At 72.5% G+C, this 15210-nt stretch carries 8 protein-coding genes; 2 read left to right on the top strand and 6 right to left on the bottom strand.

What is annotated here, in order from left to right; all coding sequences use genetic code 11:
- The first annotated feature begins 240 nt into the window (after positions 1–240).
- Positions 241–4524, top strand: a complete 4284-nt coding sequence (locus ACFO3J_RS07560) for a carboxypeptidase regulatory-like domain-containing protein (protein ID WP_386427387.1) — start codon at positions 241–243, stop codon at positions 4522–4524.
- A 67-nt stretch (positions 4525–4591) separates the two neighbouring features.
- Here ACFO3J_RS07560 and ACFO3J_RS07555 read toward each other — a convergent pair whose 3' ends face one another.
- The 3 genes from ACFO3J_RS07555 to ACFO3J_RS07545 form a co-directional block, all read right to left on the bottom strand.
- On the bottom strand, positions 4592–5593 hold the full coding sequence (locus ACFO3J_RS07555; RefSeq protein ID WP_386427798.1) for a helix-turn-helix domain-containing protein: 1002 nt from the start codon (positions 5591–5593) through the stop codon (positions 4592–4594).
- Between the two features lie 120 nt (positions 5594–5713).
- On the bottom strand, positions 5714–7240 hold the full coding sequence (locus ACFO3J_RS07550; RefSeq protein WP_386427385.1) for an MFS transporter: 1527 nt from the start codon (positions 7238–7240) through the stop codon (positions 5714–5716).
- Entirely contained in the window at positions 7237–7716 is a 480-nt protein-coding gene (locus tag ACFO3J_RS07545; protein WP_386427384.1) for a MarR family winged helix-turn-helix transcriptional regulator, read from the bottom strand. The genes ACFO3J_RS07550 and ACFO3J_RS07545 overlap by 4 nt, the downstream gene beginning before the upstream one ends.
- Before the next feature lie 164 nt (positions 7717–7880).
- Between ACFO3J_RS07545 and ACFO3J_RS07540 the strand changes: the two genes are divergently transcribed.
- Positions 7881–8642 (top strand): YqjF family protein, encoded by a 762-nt coding sequence (locus ACFO3J_RS07540; protein ID WP_386427382.1) that lies wholly within the window; start codon positions 7881–7883, stop codon positions 8640–8642.
- Between the two features lie 4 nt (positions 8643–8646).
- On the opposite strand, the gene ACFO3J_RS07535 is transcribed toward ACFO3J_RS07540, so the two are convergent.
- The 3 genes from ACFO3J_RS07535 to ACFO3J_RS07525 all read right to left on the bottom strand — a co-directional run bounded on the left by ACFO3J_RS07535 (position 8647) and on the right by ACFO3J_RS07525 (position 15159).
- Complete coding sequence (locus tag ACFO3J_RS07535) at positions 8647–9933, bottom strand: hypothetical protein (protein ID WP_386427380.1); 1287 nt, start codon at positions 9931–9933, stop codon at positions 8647–8649.
- A gap of 187 nt (positions 9934–10120) precedes the next feature.
- Complete coding sequence (locus tag ACFO3J_RS07530; protein WP_386427378.1) at positions 10121–13492, bottom strand: GH92 family glycosyl hydrolase; 3372 nt, start codon at positions 13490–13492, stop codon at positions 10121–10123.
- A 281-nt stretch (positions 13493–13773) separates the two neighbouring features.
- Entirely contained in the window at positions 13774–15159 is a 1386-nt protein-coding gene (locus tag ACFO3J_RS07525; protein WP_386427376.1) for a glycoside hydrolase family 16 protein, read from the bottom strand.
- Between the last annotated feature and the right edge of the window lie 51 nt (positions 15160–15210).

Genomic DNA, 15210 nt, shown 5'->3' with positions numbered 1-15210 from the left:
GTGGCCGGCGCCCGGCCGACCGGTGGACGCGCCGCGGCCGCCGGGGGTACGGCGGGAGTCCCCGTGGGCACCTTCCTGACCAGGCGTCACTTCCGGGCGTGAACCCGACACGGCGGTAAGCCGCCAGAGAGCTGCGTTGACCGGGCTGAGGCCCCACGAGGATCTTGTGTCCCACCGCGTGCCCCGTTTCAGAGGCGGCAACGCGGCCCCCGGCACCACCGCATCCCCTGGAGACGTCCTTTGCACGCGATACCCCCGCCTGCGCCCGGATCGGCTGGGAGCGCTCCCGGCCGCGCCGCCGCGAGATCCGCGGCCGCCACCGCCCTGGTCGCACTCCTCGCCCTGCTCGCCGTGCTGCTGCCGCAGAGCGCCGCGGCCGGCACCGGCGCCTCCCCCGCGGCCCCCTCCGGCGGCGTCTCCGCCGAACCGCTGTGCGGCGCGCCGAAGCCCGGCGCGTTCACCTGCTTCTCCTTCCGCCGCACCGATGTCCGCAGGGCGCTCGGCCTGCAGCGGGCCGGCGCCGCGACGGCGCCCGACGGCCTGTCCCCGGCCGACCTGCGCTCGGCCTACGACCTGCCCGCCGACGGCGGGGCCGGCGCCACCATCGCCATCGTCGACGCCTACGACGCGCCGACCGCGGAAGCCGACCTCGCGGTGTACCGGCAGCAGTACGGCCTGCCCGCCTGCACCGCCGCCAGCGGCTGCTTCCGCAAGGTCGACCAGCGCGGCGGCGCGAACTACCCGCAGCCCGACGACGGTTGGGCCGGGGAGATCTCGCTCGACCTCGACATGGTCTCCGCGGTCGCCCCGGACGCGAACATCCTGCTGGTCGAGGCCGACGACACGGCCATCGACTCCCTGGGCGGCGCGGTGAACACCGCGGTGGCGCTCGGCGCCCAGTACGTCTCCAACTCCTACGGCGCCTACACCGACGATCCCGGGCAACCGGCCGCCGACGAGGCGTACTTCAACCACCCCGGCACGGCGGTGGTCTTTTCCTCCGGTGACGACGGCTACGGCATCAGCTACCCGGCCTCCTCGCCGTACGTCACCTCCGTCGGCGGCACCTCGCTGCGGCGCGACAGCAGCGCCCGCGGCTGGGACGAGTCCGTGTGGAATTCGGTGGTCGACCACTCCGACGGCACCCAGACCTGGGGCGCGCCCGGTTCGGGCTGCTCGGCGGTCGAGGCCAAGCCCGCCTTCCAGACCGACGCGGGCTGCGCCGGCCGCACCGTCGCCGACGTCTCAGCGGTCGCGGACCCGGAGACCGGCGTCGCGGTCTACAACAGCTTCTCCGACGGCGGCTGGAACGTCTACGGCGGCACCAGCGCCTCCGCGCCGATCATCACCGGCGCCTACGCGCTGGCCGGCCGGCCCGTCGACGGCACCTACCCCAACGCCTACCCGTACCAGACCCGTTCGGCGCTGAACGACGTGACGACCGGTGACGACGCCAGCTGCCCGGACTCCTCGCTGTGCGGCTTCGGCAGCACGCCGGACTGCGACCCGGCCTATCTGTGCCAGGCACAGCCCGGCTACGACGGCCCCACCGGCCTCGGCACCCCCGACGGCGTGGCCGCGTTCAAGCCCGGTCCGCACGCCGATGTGCACGGCACCGTGACCGACGCGGCCACCGGCCGGCCGATCGCCGGAGCCGCCGTCGATGTGGGCGATTACCACACGACCAGTGGCAAGGACGGCGGCTACCGGCTGGACATCCCGGCGGGCGGCTATCCGGCGAAGGCCGGTGCGTTCGGCTACGCCGAGCAGAACCTCGGCACCCTCGAACTGCCGGACGGCACCGACCTGGTGAAGGACATCGCGCTCGACGCGGTGCCCTCGCAGTCCATCTCGGGCACCGTCAAGGACAGCGCCCACGCCTGGGGCGTCTACGCGAGGATCACCCTGGACGGCGTACCGGGTGAGACCTACAGCGACCCGGCGACCGGCGCCTACACGGTCAGTGTGCCGATGAACCGCGACTACACCGTGCATGTCGCCCCGCTGGCGGCCGGCTACCAGCCGGTGACGCGGACCGTATCGGTGGCGGACAAGCCGCTGACCGGTGTCGACCTCGTGCCGCAGCTCAACGACCACGGCACCCTGCCGGCCGGCTACGCGATCGGCTACCACGGCGGCGAGCAGCAGCACTTCGACGCCTCCACCACTCCCGCCGGCTGGACGGTGAAGAACAACACCCCGGCCGGCGGCTGGCAGTTCGAGGACACCCTCAACCGCGGCAACCAGACCGGCGGCAGCGGCCACTTCGCCAGCGTGGACGACTTCGCCCTCGGCTGGGCGCCGGTCGACACCGAACTCATCAGTCCCGCCTACGACTTCAGTGCCGAGAAGACCCCGCAGCTCGACTTCGAGACCGCCCTGCCGTCGCTCTACCGGCTGGACGGCGCGGTCGCCGACGTCGACGTCAGCACCGACGGCGGTGCGGACTGGACCACGGTGTGGCACCACGAGGACGTGGTGGACGGGCCGTCCCACCAGAGCGTCCCGCTCGACGCCTACGCCGGCCGATCCTCGGTGCGGGTCCGCTTCCACTACACGGGCAGCCTGACCGGCATCTGGGAGGTGGACGACGTGGCCATCGGCACCCGCAGCCTCCAGGCGCTGCCCGGCGGTCTGCTCGTCGGCCATGTCACCGACGCCAACACCGGCGCCGGCGTGCCCGGTGCGACGGTGACCAGCACCGCCGCCCCCGCCGACAGCACGCACGCGGTGGTCTCGCCCGGCGACCCGGCGGTGCCCGACGGCGTCTACTGGCTGTTCTCCGGCCTGACCGGCAAGCGGAGCTTCACCGCCGGCCTGGACGCCTTCGGCTATCCCGCGGTGACCTCCAAGGTCAATGTCGTCGCGGACAAGGCCACTTCGGCCGACTTCGCGCTCCATCCGGCGAAGCTGTCCACCGCGGAGAGCTCGGTGTCCGCGTCGGTCGTCTGGGGGAACACCAAGACGGTCGGTGTCACGCTGACCAACACCGGCGGCTCCCCGGTCACCTTCTCCCTCGGCGAGCAGGATCTCGGCGCCGCAACCACCCCCTCGGCCGCCACCGCGCCGGGCATCGCGGCGCCGACCCGGATCACCCCGGACTCGGCTGCCCCGCGCGCCAGCGCGAACACCACCGCGGTCACCGCCCCGAGGTCCGCAGCGACCACCGCGGACCAGACCTGGCAGCCGCTCACCGACCTGCCGACCGCCGTCTCGGGCGGCGTGGCGGCGGTGAACGACGGAGTGCTCTACACCGGCCTGGGCGCGACCGGCAACGGCACCTGGAGCCGGGACTTCTGGTCCTACGACCAGGCCACCGGCAGCTGGCACGCGCTGGCCTCCCCGGTGACCAAGCGCTTCGCCCCGGCCTACGGCTTCATCCGGGGCAAGCTCTACGTGGTCGGCGGCCGCGACGAGGCGGGCATCGGCATCCGCGGCGGCGAGGTCTACGACCCGGCGGCCAACACCTGGTCGCAGATCGCCGACGCCCCGCTCGGCTACGGCGCCTCCGGCGGCGGTGTGGCGGGCGACAAGCTGTATGTGATCGGCGGCTGCACCATCGCCATCGGCTGCGGCACCACCGACGTCCAGGTCTACAACCCGGCCACCGACACCTGGTCGACCGGCAAGCCCTACCCCGAGCCGGTCTCGTACCCGGCCTGCGGCACCGTCGAAGGCGCGCTCACCTGCGCCGGCGGCGCCTACCAGCCGAACGACGCCGCCGCGCAGGACACCCCGGACACCTACCGGCTGGACACGTCCACCGGCGCGTGGCAGCGGCTCGCCGACGCCCCGGCCGGCTTCTGGGGCGCGGCCGGCACCGGCGCCGGCGGCCGCCTGCTGGTGGCGGGCGGCGCGCAGGTCGAAAACGGCGTCGTCACCGGCCAGTCGTACGCCTACGACCCCGGCAGTGACAGCTGGTCGGCGCTGCCCGGACTGCCGCAGCCGCTGATGCTCGCCCAGGCCGCTCCCGGCTGGTACGTCACCGGCGGCGAGGCCGCGGACGGCTCCACCACCGCGACGGCCCTGAAGCTGCCCGGCTGGGACGCGGCGCACGCCGATGTGCCCTGGCTGTCGGAGAGCACCGCCTCGCTCACCTTGAAGGGCGGCAAGTCCACCACCGTCAAGCTGACGCTGGACGCGAGCGCCATGGGGGCGGCGGACTACGGCGACCACCGGGCCGCGCTCGTGGTGGACAGCGACACCCCGTACGCCTCGGTGACGGTCCCGGTCACCATGTCGGTGACCGCGCCGGCCGGCTGGGGACAGCTGTCCGGCACCGTCACCGGCGCGACCGCGGGCGGCGCGGTACCGCTGCCCGGCGCGGTGGTGGAGGTCGACTCCAAGAACGGCGGCACCACGCTGACCACGGACGCCCAGGGCGGCTACCGCCTGTGGCGGCCGGTCTCCGACGGACCGCTGACCGTCATCGTGGCGGCGGACGGCTACCGGCCGGCCACCCGTACGGTCAAGCTCGTCAAGGGAGGTGCGGTCACCGCCGACTTCGCGCTCGCGGCGCGCTAGCGGGCCGGCAGCTCGCCAAGGCCCCGAAGAGAAGCCGCAGCGCCCCGACCGGGGCCGCGGCAACCGATCACGGTTGCCGCGGTCCCGGTCCCGCGTCATCGGGGTCCCACCAGCCGTGGCCGGCCGCGAGCACTCCGGCCTGGAATCTGCTGGCGGCGCCCAGCCGCACCAGCAGCGCCTGCACCCTGCGCTGCACGGTGCGCAGGCCGATGCCCAGCTGCCGGGCTATCGCCTCGTCGGACAGGCCGACCGAGAGCAGCGACAGGATGCGGCGCTCGTCCTCGGTCGGCGCGCCGACCGCCTCGCCCCCGCTGAGGCCGTCGGCCACATAGTGCTGGGCCTGCTGCCAGAGCGTCTCGAACAGCGCCGACAGCGCGTCCAGCAGCGCCGAGGGGCGGACCAGGATGCAGGAGTCGAGCACCTGCGGGGTGGCCACCAGGGGAATCAGCCCGGCCTGGTCGTCGGACAGGATGAGCTTCATCGGGGCACGCGGCAGGATGCGCACCTCCTCGCCGTGCGCCAGGTCGTGCTCGATGCGCCCGATGGTGCCGGGCAGCGTCAGATTGTCCTGGCCGTAGATGAAGCGGCTGCGCACGCCCCGGGAGTACACATTGGCGCTGGAGTTGACCGAGGTGCCGTCCTTGCCCTGCGAGTACGGCGGCGCGTCGATCCCCCTGACCTCGCGCTCGGCGCTGTTGAACAACTGCTGGCCGCAGCGCGCCACTCCGTCGGGGCCGGTGATCACCTCGATCAGCGCCGCGGCGTCCTGCCCGATACGGCCCTTGCGGTGCTTCTCCGCCAGCCACTGGGTCAGCGCGCGGACCCGCCGGATGTCCCGCTCCCGCGCCAGCAGCAGCACCTCCATGGCGTGCTCGGGCGGCAGCACGGTCCACCGGGTGGGCTTGCCGGACAGCCGGGAGATCAGCCCCCGGTCCTCCAGCCGCGTCAACGCCCCCTTCAGTACGTCGTGTTCGACCCCGCTGCGGCCCACCAGTTCGTCCAGTCCCAGCGCAGGCCCGTCCAGCAGTGCGAAGTACGCCGTCTCCTGCCAGTGATCGAGTCCGAGCACCTCCAGCAACGCGCCACCCCTCCCCTGTGCCCATCCCCCGCACCCCCCATCCTGCCCTTTTACCTCGGGAAACGGTGCGGGGGGCCACCGCGGGGGGCGGGACGTGGGGGAAGGTCCGGTTCACGGGGATTCCTTGTCGCCGGTCGTAGCCGGCGTGGGGGGCACCGTGGTCGCGGTGTTCGCGGCGGCCACGGCCGGGGTGGATGCGGTGGCCGGCCGACTGCCGCGCCCCGCCGGGTCCTTGAGGCGGCGGTCGAGCAGGGTCATCGCCAGCACCAGCGCTCCGGCGGCGATCAGCACGATCGCGGCGGTGTGCAGCCCGTGGTCGGTGACGTGGTGCTTGAAGACGATGCCGGTGATGGTGGCCGAGCCTATGGACCCGACGTAGCTGAAGGTCCGGAACAGGCCGGAGGCGGTGCCGAGTTGGTCGCCGGGGGCCTGGGTGTAGAGGGCGGTCTGGTTGCCGACCGACTGGGTGCCGACGGTGACGCCGAAGACCAGGCTCACGCCCACGATCAGGACAGCCGGGCTGTGGGTGGTCAGGAACAGGATGCCGACCGAGGCGAGGAGCATGGTCGCCGCGGCGGTGATCAGCGGGCCGCGCACCAGATTGCGCCGGGAGATCGGGCGCGAGACGAGCGCGGACAGGGCGCCCATGGGCAGCAGGAAGAGACCGGCCTCCATCGCGGACATGCCGCGGGCCGCCTGGAGCCACTGGGTGAGGCCGTACATCACGGTGTAGACGCCCAGCAGGGTCAGCGCCGAGCGAAGGTAGGTGCGGGTCAGCGGTCCGTTGGACACCAGTCGGCGCACGTCGAAGAACGGTGTCGGGGCACGGCGTTCCCACCCGACCAGGGCCGCCCCCAGGACGAGGGTGACGGTGAGCGCGGTCACGTCGAGGTGCGGCAGGCCCATCAGGAGGACGAGCAGCGCGGTCATGGTGCCGGCGAAGCCCACGATGCCGGTCACATCGAGGCGGGCGGCGACCTCGCGGGCGTCGCGCCGCCCGGTCGCCGGCGCGTCCCGGGGTATCCAGGAGGCGGTCATGGCCAGCGCGGCCAGCGCGAGGGGGATGTTGACCAGAAAGGCCGCCCGCCAGCTGAGCGCCCCGACGAGCAGACCGCCGATCGGCGGGCCGACGGCGATGGTGGCCATGCCGGCGATGGCCAGGCCGCCCAGTACTCCTCCGGGTGGCGCGGCCATCCCGGCGGACAGGGCGCGGCGGCGGATCAGCAGCATGGCCGAGGGGTAGCCGGCCGAGGTGCCGACGCCGATCAGGACGCGGGCCGCGATCAGCGTGGTCAGATTCTGGGCGACGCCGCCGAGGACTCCGCCGAGCAGGACGAGCACGATGCCGGTGAGGAAGACCCGGCGCGGCCCGAACTCCTCGGAGAGCTTGCCCGCGGTGGGCTGGGCGACGGCGCTGGCCAGGTAGAGAGCCGACACCAGCACCGCGGTGCTGCCCACCGGCACGTGCATGGCCGCGGCGATCGGCACCAGGGCGGTGGCGATGAGGGAGCTGTTGACGGGATTGAGCGCGGAGCCGACGAACAGCGGGGTGACGAACCTCCACCCGAAGGCGTTCGGCGCCGCCCCGCCGTGGTCGGGCGGCTGCCGCCGGGCGCGCGCGGTGGCGGGGAGCCTCAAAGGGTGCCTCCTTGCTTGCCGCCGAAGTCGGCCGCGGCCAGGCGTTCCAGCAGTTCGATGGTCTTCTCCAGGTCCGGTCGCTCCTCGGGGGCCACCAGCGCGTCGATCGCCCTGGTCAGGAAGGCCTTGCGGGAGGTCTGCAGCGAGGTGAGCAGCTCCCGGCCGGAGTCGTCGGCGGTCATCAGGATCTTGCGGCCGTCCTGGAGATCGCGGCCCGCGCGCACGAGCCCGGCGGCTTTGAGGACCGCCAGGTTCTGCGCGATCGACTGCGGGGTCACATGCTGGGCGGTGGCCAGATACGCCGCGGTGACCGGCCCGTCGTCCACCACCTGCTGGAGCACGGCCAGCTGCGAGATCGACAGCCCGGTGGCGTGCAGACCGGCCTCCATCCGCAGCCGGGACCGCAGCCGGGTGATGGCGATGCTCAGCCGGCGGGCGGACCGGGCCGTGTCCGGGAGTTCCTCGTTGCCGCTCATGTCCTCACGGTAGCATTTCACCAAGTTACTTGTGCAATCTTCTTGGTCAGTTTTCCTGGTCAGTTTTCTTGGCCGGGTTCCCCTGCGCAGGATGCCTGCGCGAAGCGCCGCGGAGGCGCCCTGCCCCGGTCGTCCGATCCGCGCGGACGGGCGATGCTGGTCGTATGCCCGTTCCCGATCCCGGACCGATCGCCGTCGACGCGCCGTCCGGGGTCGCCGACCAGCCGCTGATGACGCAGTGGTGGCGCGACCTGGCCTTCGTCCACTGGCCGGTGGAACCCGCTCGGGTGGCCGGGCTGATGCCGCCCGGAGTGCGGCCGGACACGCTGGACGGGCTCACCTATGTGGGGCTGGTCGCCTTCCGTATGTACCGGGTGGGATGGTTCCGGCTGCCCGGGGTGCCCTATCTCGGCACCTTCCCGGAGACCAATGTGCGGCTGTACTCCGTGGACGGCCAGGGCCGGCGCGGTGTGGTGTTCCGGTCGCTGGACGCCGCGCGGCTGGTCCCGGTGGCGGTGGCGCGGACCGTCTTCCGGCTGCCGTACATGTGGTCGCGGATGTCGGTCAGCCGGGAGGGCGACACCGTCACCTACACCGGCACCCGCCGCTGGCCGGGCCCGCGCGGCGCCCACTCGCGGATCTCGCTGCGGATCGGCGGACCGCTGGCACGGCCGACCGAACTGGAGCACTTCGTGACCGCCCGCTGGGGGATGCACAACGCGCTGCTGGGGCGATCGCTGTACGTCCCCAACGCCCATCCCCGGTGGCCGCTGCACCGGGCCGAACTCCGCACGCTCGACGAGGACCTGGTCGCGGCGGCCGGGATCGACGGCCCGCTCGGCGACCCGGTGAGCGTGCTCTACTCCCCCGGCGTACCGGTGCGCTTCGGGCTGCCGCACCGGCCGGCCGGCATCCCCACCCCCTGAGCGGTCAACTCAGGCTGGACGCGGTCACGTCCGGCTTTCCGGCGCCGATGAAGAAGATGCCGGGGAAGCCGGCGGTGGCGAAGCCGTGGCTGGCGTCGGCGTGCAGTGTCGAGGACTGGATGGTCAGGGTGCCGGTGTGGTCGTTGCTGACGAAGAAGAGGGCGCCGCCGCCCTCCTTGGCGTCGTTGTGGCTGATGACCGAGCCGTCGATCCGGACGGTGTACTGATTGCCGTCGGTGTAGACCGCGCCGCCGCTGCCGCCGCCGGGGGTCCCGCCGCGGGCCGGGTTGGCACCGTTGCCGACCGCCGAGTTGTAGGTCATCACGCTGTTGAGCACCACCCAGGACACGCCGATGCTGCTGAGCGCGCCGCCGTTGGAGCAGGAGCCGCCCTGTCCGGGCGCGCCGCCGAAGGTGCTGTCGGTGATGTAGACGGGCAGGTCCTGGTACTGGTCCAGGACGCGGATCGCCGCACCGCCGAGATCGGGTCCCGTGGTGTCGCAGCGGTTCCGTACGAAGCGGGTGTTCACGGCCTTGAAGCGCCCGCCGCGTACCAGGATGGCGCCGCCGCCCCCGCCCTCGGCGGTGTCTCCGGTGGAGTTGCCGTCGGCGAAGGTGAGGTTCTGCACCGTGAGTTCGGGTTCGCTCTGGTCCTGGCAGTGCGAAGTGGTCCAGCCCTGGGCCTGGTCGCAGGTGTCCATGTAGAGGATCCGCCGCTTGCCCGCTCCGCTGAGCGTCACCTTTCCGCCGCCGTCCAGGACGACGCGCGGGCCGGCCGCGTTGCGGACCTTGGCGGTGGCGTCCATGGTGATCACGACCGGCCGCGGTCCGCAGGAGAAGGTGATGACGCCGCCGGCCGCGACCGCCGCCACCACGGCCGCCGAAGTGCAGCTGGCAGCCGTGCCGTCGCCGATCGTGCGGGTCGGGTGCGAGCTGTCGACGGCCCGCGCGGCCGCCGGTACCGTCGCGTGGCCCTGCGGATTCCCCGCAGTCGGCATGCCGCCGGACGACACGGTCCGCGGGGCCTTCGCGTGCGTGGTCGGCGCCGCCGTGTGCCGCGGGGTGCGGCTCGGACCGGCGGTGGTCGGCTTCGCGGTCGCCCTGCCACGCGGCTCGGCCGTCGGGCGTGCGGCGGAGGTCGACGCAGCCGCCGCCGGGCCGGTCGCCGCCCCGGAGGTCGGCGTCACCCGGCTCGACGCGTCGGCCGGGCCCTTCGACGTCCCGCAGCCCGACAGGAGGGCGCCGGTGACCAGACAGCTCAGGAGGCACAGGACAGCACGCTTGGATGGCATCGCCCGAGACTAGCGCCGTGGCCACCGCCGCCGCCGCCCGGGCGGGGATCCGGCGCCGGTCGGGGCGCGGAAGGCTTCCGCGCCCCGCCCGTGCGGGATCGGTGGCACCCGTTGCCCGCCGTCCGGGCGGGCGGTCCCGCCTCGGCCGACGAGGCGGGCGGGACGCCACCTCGGACATGACGGGCCGTCAGGCGGTCGCCACCGCGAAGATGTGCATGTCGCCGCCACTGGTGGTGGCGGGCAGGGTCACGCTCGCCAGCTGTTTGCCGGCCTGGAGGGCGATGGGCGCGCTGGCGAAGACATCGGTGCCCACCGGGTCCGTCGTACCGTCCATGACGTCCCGGTATGTGGTGTGCACGGCCACGATGTTGCCGAACGACGGCTGGTCGCCGCCGCCGCCGAGTGTCCAGTCGCTGAAGCCGACCTGCGCCTGCTGCGTACTGCCGTCGGTGTAGGTGAGGGTGACGGTGCCGCTGCTGTCGCCGAAGGCGGCGCTGCCCAGCAGGCTCAGGGCGGTGTCGCCCGCCGACGTCGCGGACACGTCCAGTACTTGGTCACCGCCCCCGACGACGATGTTGTCCGGGGCGCCGGGCGACACCTGCGGCCAGGTGAAGTCGAAGCCCGCGGCCGAGACCGTGCCGCCCGGCACGGCGCCCGCGGCGGCGAGCGCCTTGGCCGAGTAACTCCAGCCGCCGCCGTCGAAGTTGGCCGTCGGGTTCTGGTCGTCGGCGGAGATACCGGTGTTGTCGACGTACCAGGTCACGCTGCCGCGTACCCCGACCGTCACCTTGAGCCACGCCGTCGGGGCGGTGCCGCCGTGCGCGGAGGTCAGGGTCAGCGGGACTGCGTAGACCCCGCTCTTGGTGCCGGCCGAGGCGGAGACGGAGATCTTGGCGCTCGCCGAGCCGTTCTTCGGCACCGTGACATCGCCGGCGGACGGCCGGAGGGTAAGGCCGGCCGGCGGGGCGGCCGTCCAGTGGACGCCCACCTTCTTGTCCTGGAGCGTGGAGAGCGCGAGCGAGGTGTCCGCCGAGCCGCCGGGCTCGATCTTGACCTGCCCGGGCGAGGTGGCGGCGAAGAAGGGGGCCTCCCCGTCGCGGAAGGAGGGCGGCGCGTCCTTCGGGGCGCTGCCCCAGGTGGTGTCGGGAGTGCTGCCCAGGGTGTAGTCCAGGGTGCCGCCGTGCGTGACGAACGACGCCGGGACCCACGGCTGGTCGGATGTCCGGCCGTTGGTGCGCAGCCCCTGGATGTAGATGTTCTGCGCGGAGGCCTTCGGGGCGTTGACCGTGATGGTCTTGCCGAGTCCGGTGTGGATCACGGCGTGCGGGAAGACCGGCGCGGAGAGCACCAGGTCGGCGCGGCTGGGTATTTGGGGATACATGCCGAGCGCGGAGAAGACGTACCAGGACGACATCGTTCCGGCGTCGTCGTTGCCGGGGATGCCGCCGGGGGTGTCGTTCCAGACCCCGTCCATCTCGGCGCGGACGGTCTGCTGGGTCTTGTAGGGGGCGCCCAGATAGTCGTAGAGGTAGGGCGCGTTGATGTCGGGCTCGTTGGTCGGGTCGTAGCGGGTCTGGTCGTCCGCCGAGAAGTCGAAGCTGCCGTCGGGCGCGTGGAAGAAGGCGTCGAGCCGGGACACCGCGGCCGCGTCACCGCCCATGGCCTGGGCCAGGCCGGCCACGTCGGAGTAGACCATCCAGGTGTAGCGGGCGCTGCTGCCCTCGACGAAGCCGTTGCCGGTGTCGGGGCTGAAGTTCGTGCCGGCCCAGGACCCGTCGGAGTCGCGGTCGCGCATCCAGCCGCCCTGCGCGGTGGCGTCGGGGTCGAAGACATTGGTCCAGTTGCCGCTGCGGTCGGCGAACTTCTGCTCGGTCTTGTGGTCGCCGAGCTGGCCGGCCAGCTGGGACAGGCCGAAGTCGGCGGCGGTGTCCTCCAGGGTCTCGGCCGCGCCGCCCCAGCAGTGGCAGTTGTCGGACGGTACGTAGCCGAGCTTCAGATACTGGTCCAACGCCGGTCGCTGGCCGACGCATTCGACATTGCAGCCGGCGCTGTCGGAGTCGTCGGCGGTGGGCACGGTGGCGGCCTTCACCAGCGAGGCGAGAGCGCCCTTGACGTCGAAGTCCCGGCCGCCGAAGGCGTAGATGCCGGCCAGCGCCGCGTCCGAGGGGTCGCCGGACATGATGCTGGTCTTGCCGTTCTCCAGCAGCCAGCGGTCCCATTCGCCGCCGCGCTGCTGGGCGTAGTTGAAGAGCGACTGGGCGTAGTCGCTGCCGACGCGCGGCTGCAGCAGGGTCAGCAGCTGCACCTGGGCGCGGTACTGGTCCCAGCCGGAGAAGGTTCCGTACTGGGCCTGCTGGCCTCTGGCCAGCTGGTGCGTCGCCCGGTCGGCGCCCAGGTACTGGCCGTTGACATCGCTGGTGAGGGTGGGCTCCAGCATCGAGTGGTAGAGCGCGGTGTAGAACGTGTTCAGCTGCGCGTCGCTTCCGCCGGAGACCTGGATCTTGCGCAGATCGGTGTTCCACGCGGCGGCGGCCTGCGCGCTGACCGCGGCGAAGCTCTTGTGCGGCGGGTTCTCCGCGCGGAGGTTGGCCTCGGCGTTCGCCGGACTGACGTACGAGATCGCGACCTTGGCCTGCACCTGCTGGGTGCCGGGGGCGAAGGTGACATAGGCGCCGGAGCCCTTGCCCGCCGTCGGGTTGCCGCTCGCGTCGTAACCGGTGCCGCCGGAGGCCGAGGTGGAGCCGGCGTTCAGCGTCCCGTCCGTCCAGGTGCCGACCGCGGCGAACGGCTGGTCGAAGTGGGCGGTGAAGTAGAGGGTGTAGACGTCGTGCCGGTTGTTGGCGCTCTGCGGGCCGCAGAAGTTGCCCGCGCTCACCGAGCCGGTCACCGTCCGGGCGGCCTCGTCCACCTTCACCGTGGCGGCGGAACTGCCGCTCTCGGAGTTGGACGTGCGCAGCAGCATGCTGGCGGGCTTGTCGGCCGGGAAGCCGAACTCCCCCGTCCCGGTACGGGCGGAGGTGGTGAGCGCCGCCGTGGCGCCGCTGTCCAGCGCCACTTTGTAGTAGCCGGGCCGCGCGGTCTCGTTGGCGTGGGAGAACGTGCTGGCGTACGTGGCGTCCTTGGTGTCCGCGCTGGGCGAGGAGTCGACGGCGCCGACGTACGGCATGATCGGGATGTCGCCGTTGGCCCCGGAGCATCCCACCCCGTTCAGATGGGTCAGGCTGAAGCCGCGGATCTTCGTGGCGTCGTAGCGGTAGCCGCCGGGAGCGGGGTTGGAGAACTGATTGCCCGTCGAGTTCTGCGGGCTCCACGCCAGCATGCCGAACGGCACCACGGCGCCGGGGTAGGTGTTCCCGGCGTTGGACGTGCCGATCAGCGGATCGACGTGGGCGACCGGATCGGCGGCAGGTCCGGCCCCGCTCCCCGCGGTGGCGGAGGCGGTCGCCGGGCTGAGTCCGAGGCCGATGACGGCGGTGGCCGCCGCGGCCAGAGCCGCGAGGGCGGCTCGGCGCCTGCCCCGCTTTCGGCTCGTCCGGTACGGGGATCTTTCTGGCACCATTCTTGCCCTTTCGGGTGTACCGGAGGCGGACCGATCGGTGGAACGGTCCGATCCCTCCGCGGAGTTGCCGGGCAAGCAGTGAGTCCGACAACGTTGTCAGCGAATCAGCACATGATGCTCCTCCTGGGGTTGAAGGGGTGTCAAGAGTCGAACCTGGGTGCGTCGACGAGTCTCCGTGCCTGGTGGGGAGGGTGAATCGGGCGATTCTCCCTCCCCACCGGCCGGGCCGGGCCGGATCGGTCGCGGCGAGCCGCTTCGGGGCGGGCCGGGCCGGTCGCCGGCTAGCCGGTCTTGGTATAGGTGAAGTGCGGCGTGTCGTACTGCGGGCCGCTCTTCTCGTAGGTGAACCAGTAGGTGAGGACCGATCCGGCGCTGAGTTGGCCGACGGTCTGGGTCCAGGTGCCCGCGGTGTTGGTCATCCGGAAGTTCTGCTGGCCGGCGCCGTTGACCAGATAGTGGACGTCGACATACTGCGCCGCGGTCGTCGGGGTGAAGCTGATCCGCGCCTGGCTGGAGCTGATCGATGTGACGCTCTGGGAGTAGTCGGGCGAGGTGGTGCCACCGGTGGTGGCGCCCCCGGTGGTCGTTCCGCCGGTCGTGGTACCACCCGTCGTGGTGCCGCCGTTGGTGCTGGAGCCGGTGGTCGATCCGCCGGTGGTGGGGTTGCCGCCGGTCGTGCTGCTCCCGCCGGTGGTCTGGTAGACGCCGATCCAGTCGACGCTCATGCCGGCGCCGGAGCTGATGTCCGCCGAGGGCGAGGTGCAGCCGCAGACCTTGTTGGGATAGGAGCCGCCGATGGCCACATCGAAGATGGCGAAGAAGCCGTGGTCGACGGCCGCCTGCCAGGTGGCGGTGGACACCTGGTTCTCACTGACCGTGTAGGTCAGGGCGCCGTCGAGGTAGAAGCGCAGCTGCTCGGCGGAGGTGTTGGTGCGGTCCACGATCACGGAGTAGGTGTGAAAGGCCGTCTGGCAGCCGCCGCAGGGCTGCAGCCCGCTGCTGATGCCGTCCGGGTCATGGCACTCGCCGGCCCAGACCCCGCAGTGGAAGGTGGTCGAGTGCTGGCTCAGCGCGTTGACGTCCTCGAAGATGTCCAGCTCGCCGATGGTGGGCCAGTTGGTCGCGCCGACCGGGCGGGCGGCAGCGCCCATCGCCCAGAAGGCGGGCCAGTAGCCGAGCCCGTGCTGCGGGTTGGGCTGCTGGATGGACGCGCTGATCTGCAACTGGCCGCCGGCCGGGGCCGCGAAGTCGGTCCGCTGGGTCTCGATACGGCCCGAGGTCCAGTGTCCGGCGGCGTCCTTGATCGGCTTGATCACCAGGTGGCCGGCGCCGTCCTGGTAGACGTTGGCGGTGGAGTCGGTGGCCGTCTCCAGTTCACCGGTGCCCCAATTCGTCGCGGCGCCCGGGTAGTTGTAGCCGATGCCGGTGTCGTAGAGCCAGTTGGCCCGGTTGAGGCCGCTGCCGGAGGCGCCGTTGAAGTCGTCGCTGAAGACGGTGGTCCAGCCGGTCGGGGCGCCCGGTACGGCCGCGGCGGCCGAGCCGCCGGAGACCGAGAGGCCGAGTGCCCCGGCGACCAGCAGGAGCAGAGCGCTGAAGACGGTCAGCGGCACCCGCCGGCGTCGGCGCCCGCCGCTCGGTGCGGCGCCGGACGATGCGTTGTCTCTCATGGGCGGTGGTGACCTTTCCACGGATGGGTTCGGTTCCGCCGGGACAGCGCC

Origin of the sequence: Streptomyces polygonati (genome assembly GCF_042650325.1) — a bacterium.
Classification (GTDB): Bacteria; Actinomycetota; Actinomycetes; order Streptomycetales; family Streptomycetaceae; genus Actinacidiphila; species Actinacidiphila polygonati.
The sequence above is the reverse complement of the archived record's forward strand: the minus strand, read 5'-3'. Positions and strand labels throughout refer to the sequence as shown.

What these genes read in the sequence shown, in the direction of transcription:
- ACFO3J_RS07530 (WP_386427378.1), bottom strand. Translation starts at nt 13,492, where the DNA reads ATGGTGCCAGAAAGATCCCCGTACCGGACGAGCCGAAAGCGGGGCAGG.
- ACFO3J_RS07535 (WP_386427380.1), bottom strand. Translation starts at nt 9,933, where the DNA reads ATGCCATCCAAGCGTGCTGTCCTGTGCCTCCTGAGCTGTCTGGTCACC.
- ACFO3J_RS07525 (WP_386427376.1), bottom strand. Translation starts at nt 15,159, where the DNA reads ATGAGAGACAACGCATCGTCCGGCGCCGCACCGAGCGGCGGGCGCCGA.
- ACFO3J_RS07545 (WP_386427384.1), bottom strand. Translation starts at nt 7,716, where the DNA reads ATGAGCGGCAACGAGGAACTCCCGGACACGGCCCGGTCCGCCCGCCGG.
- ACFO3J_RS07540 (WP_386427382.1), top strand. Translation starts at nt 7,881, where the DNA reads ATGCCCGTTCCCGATCCCGGACCGATCGCCGTCGACGCGCCGTCCGGG.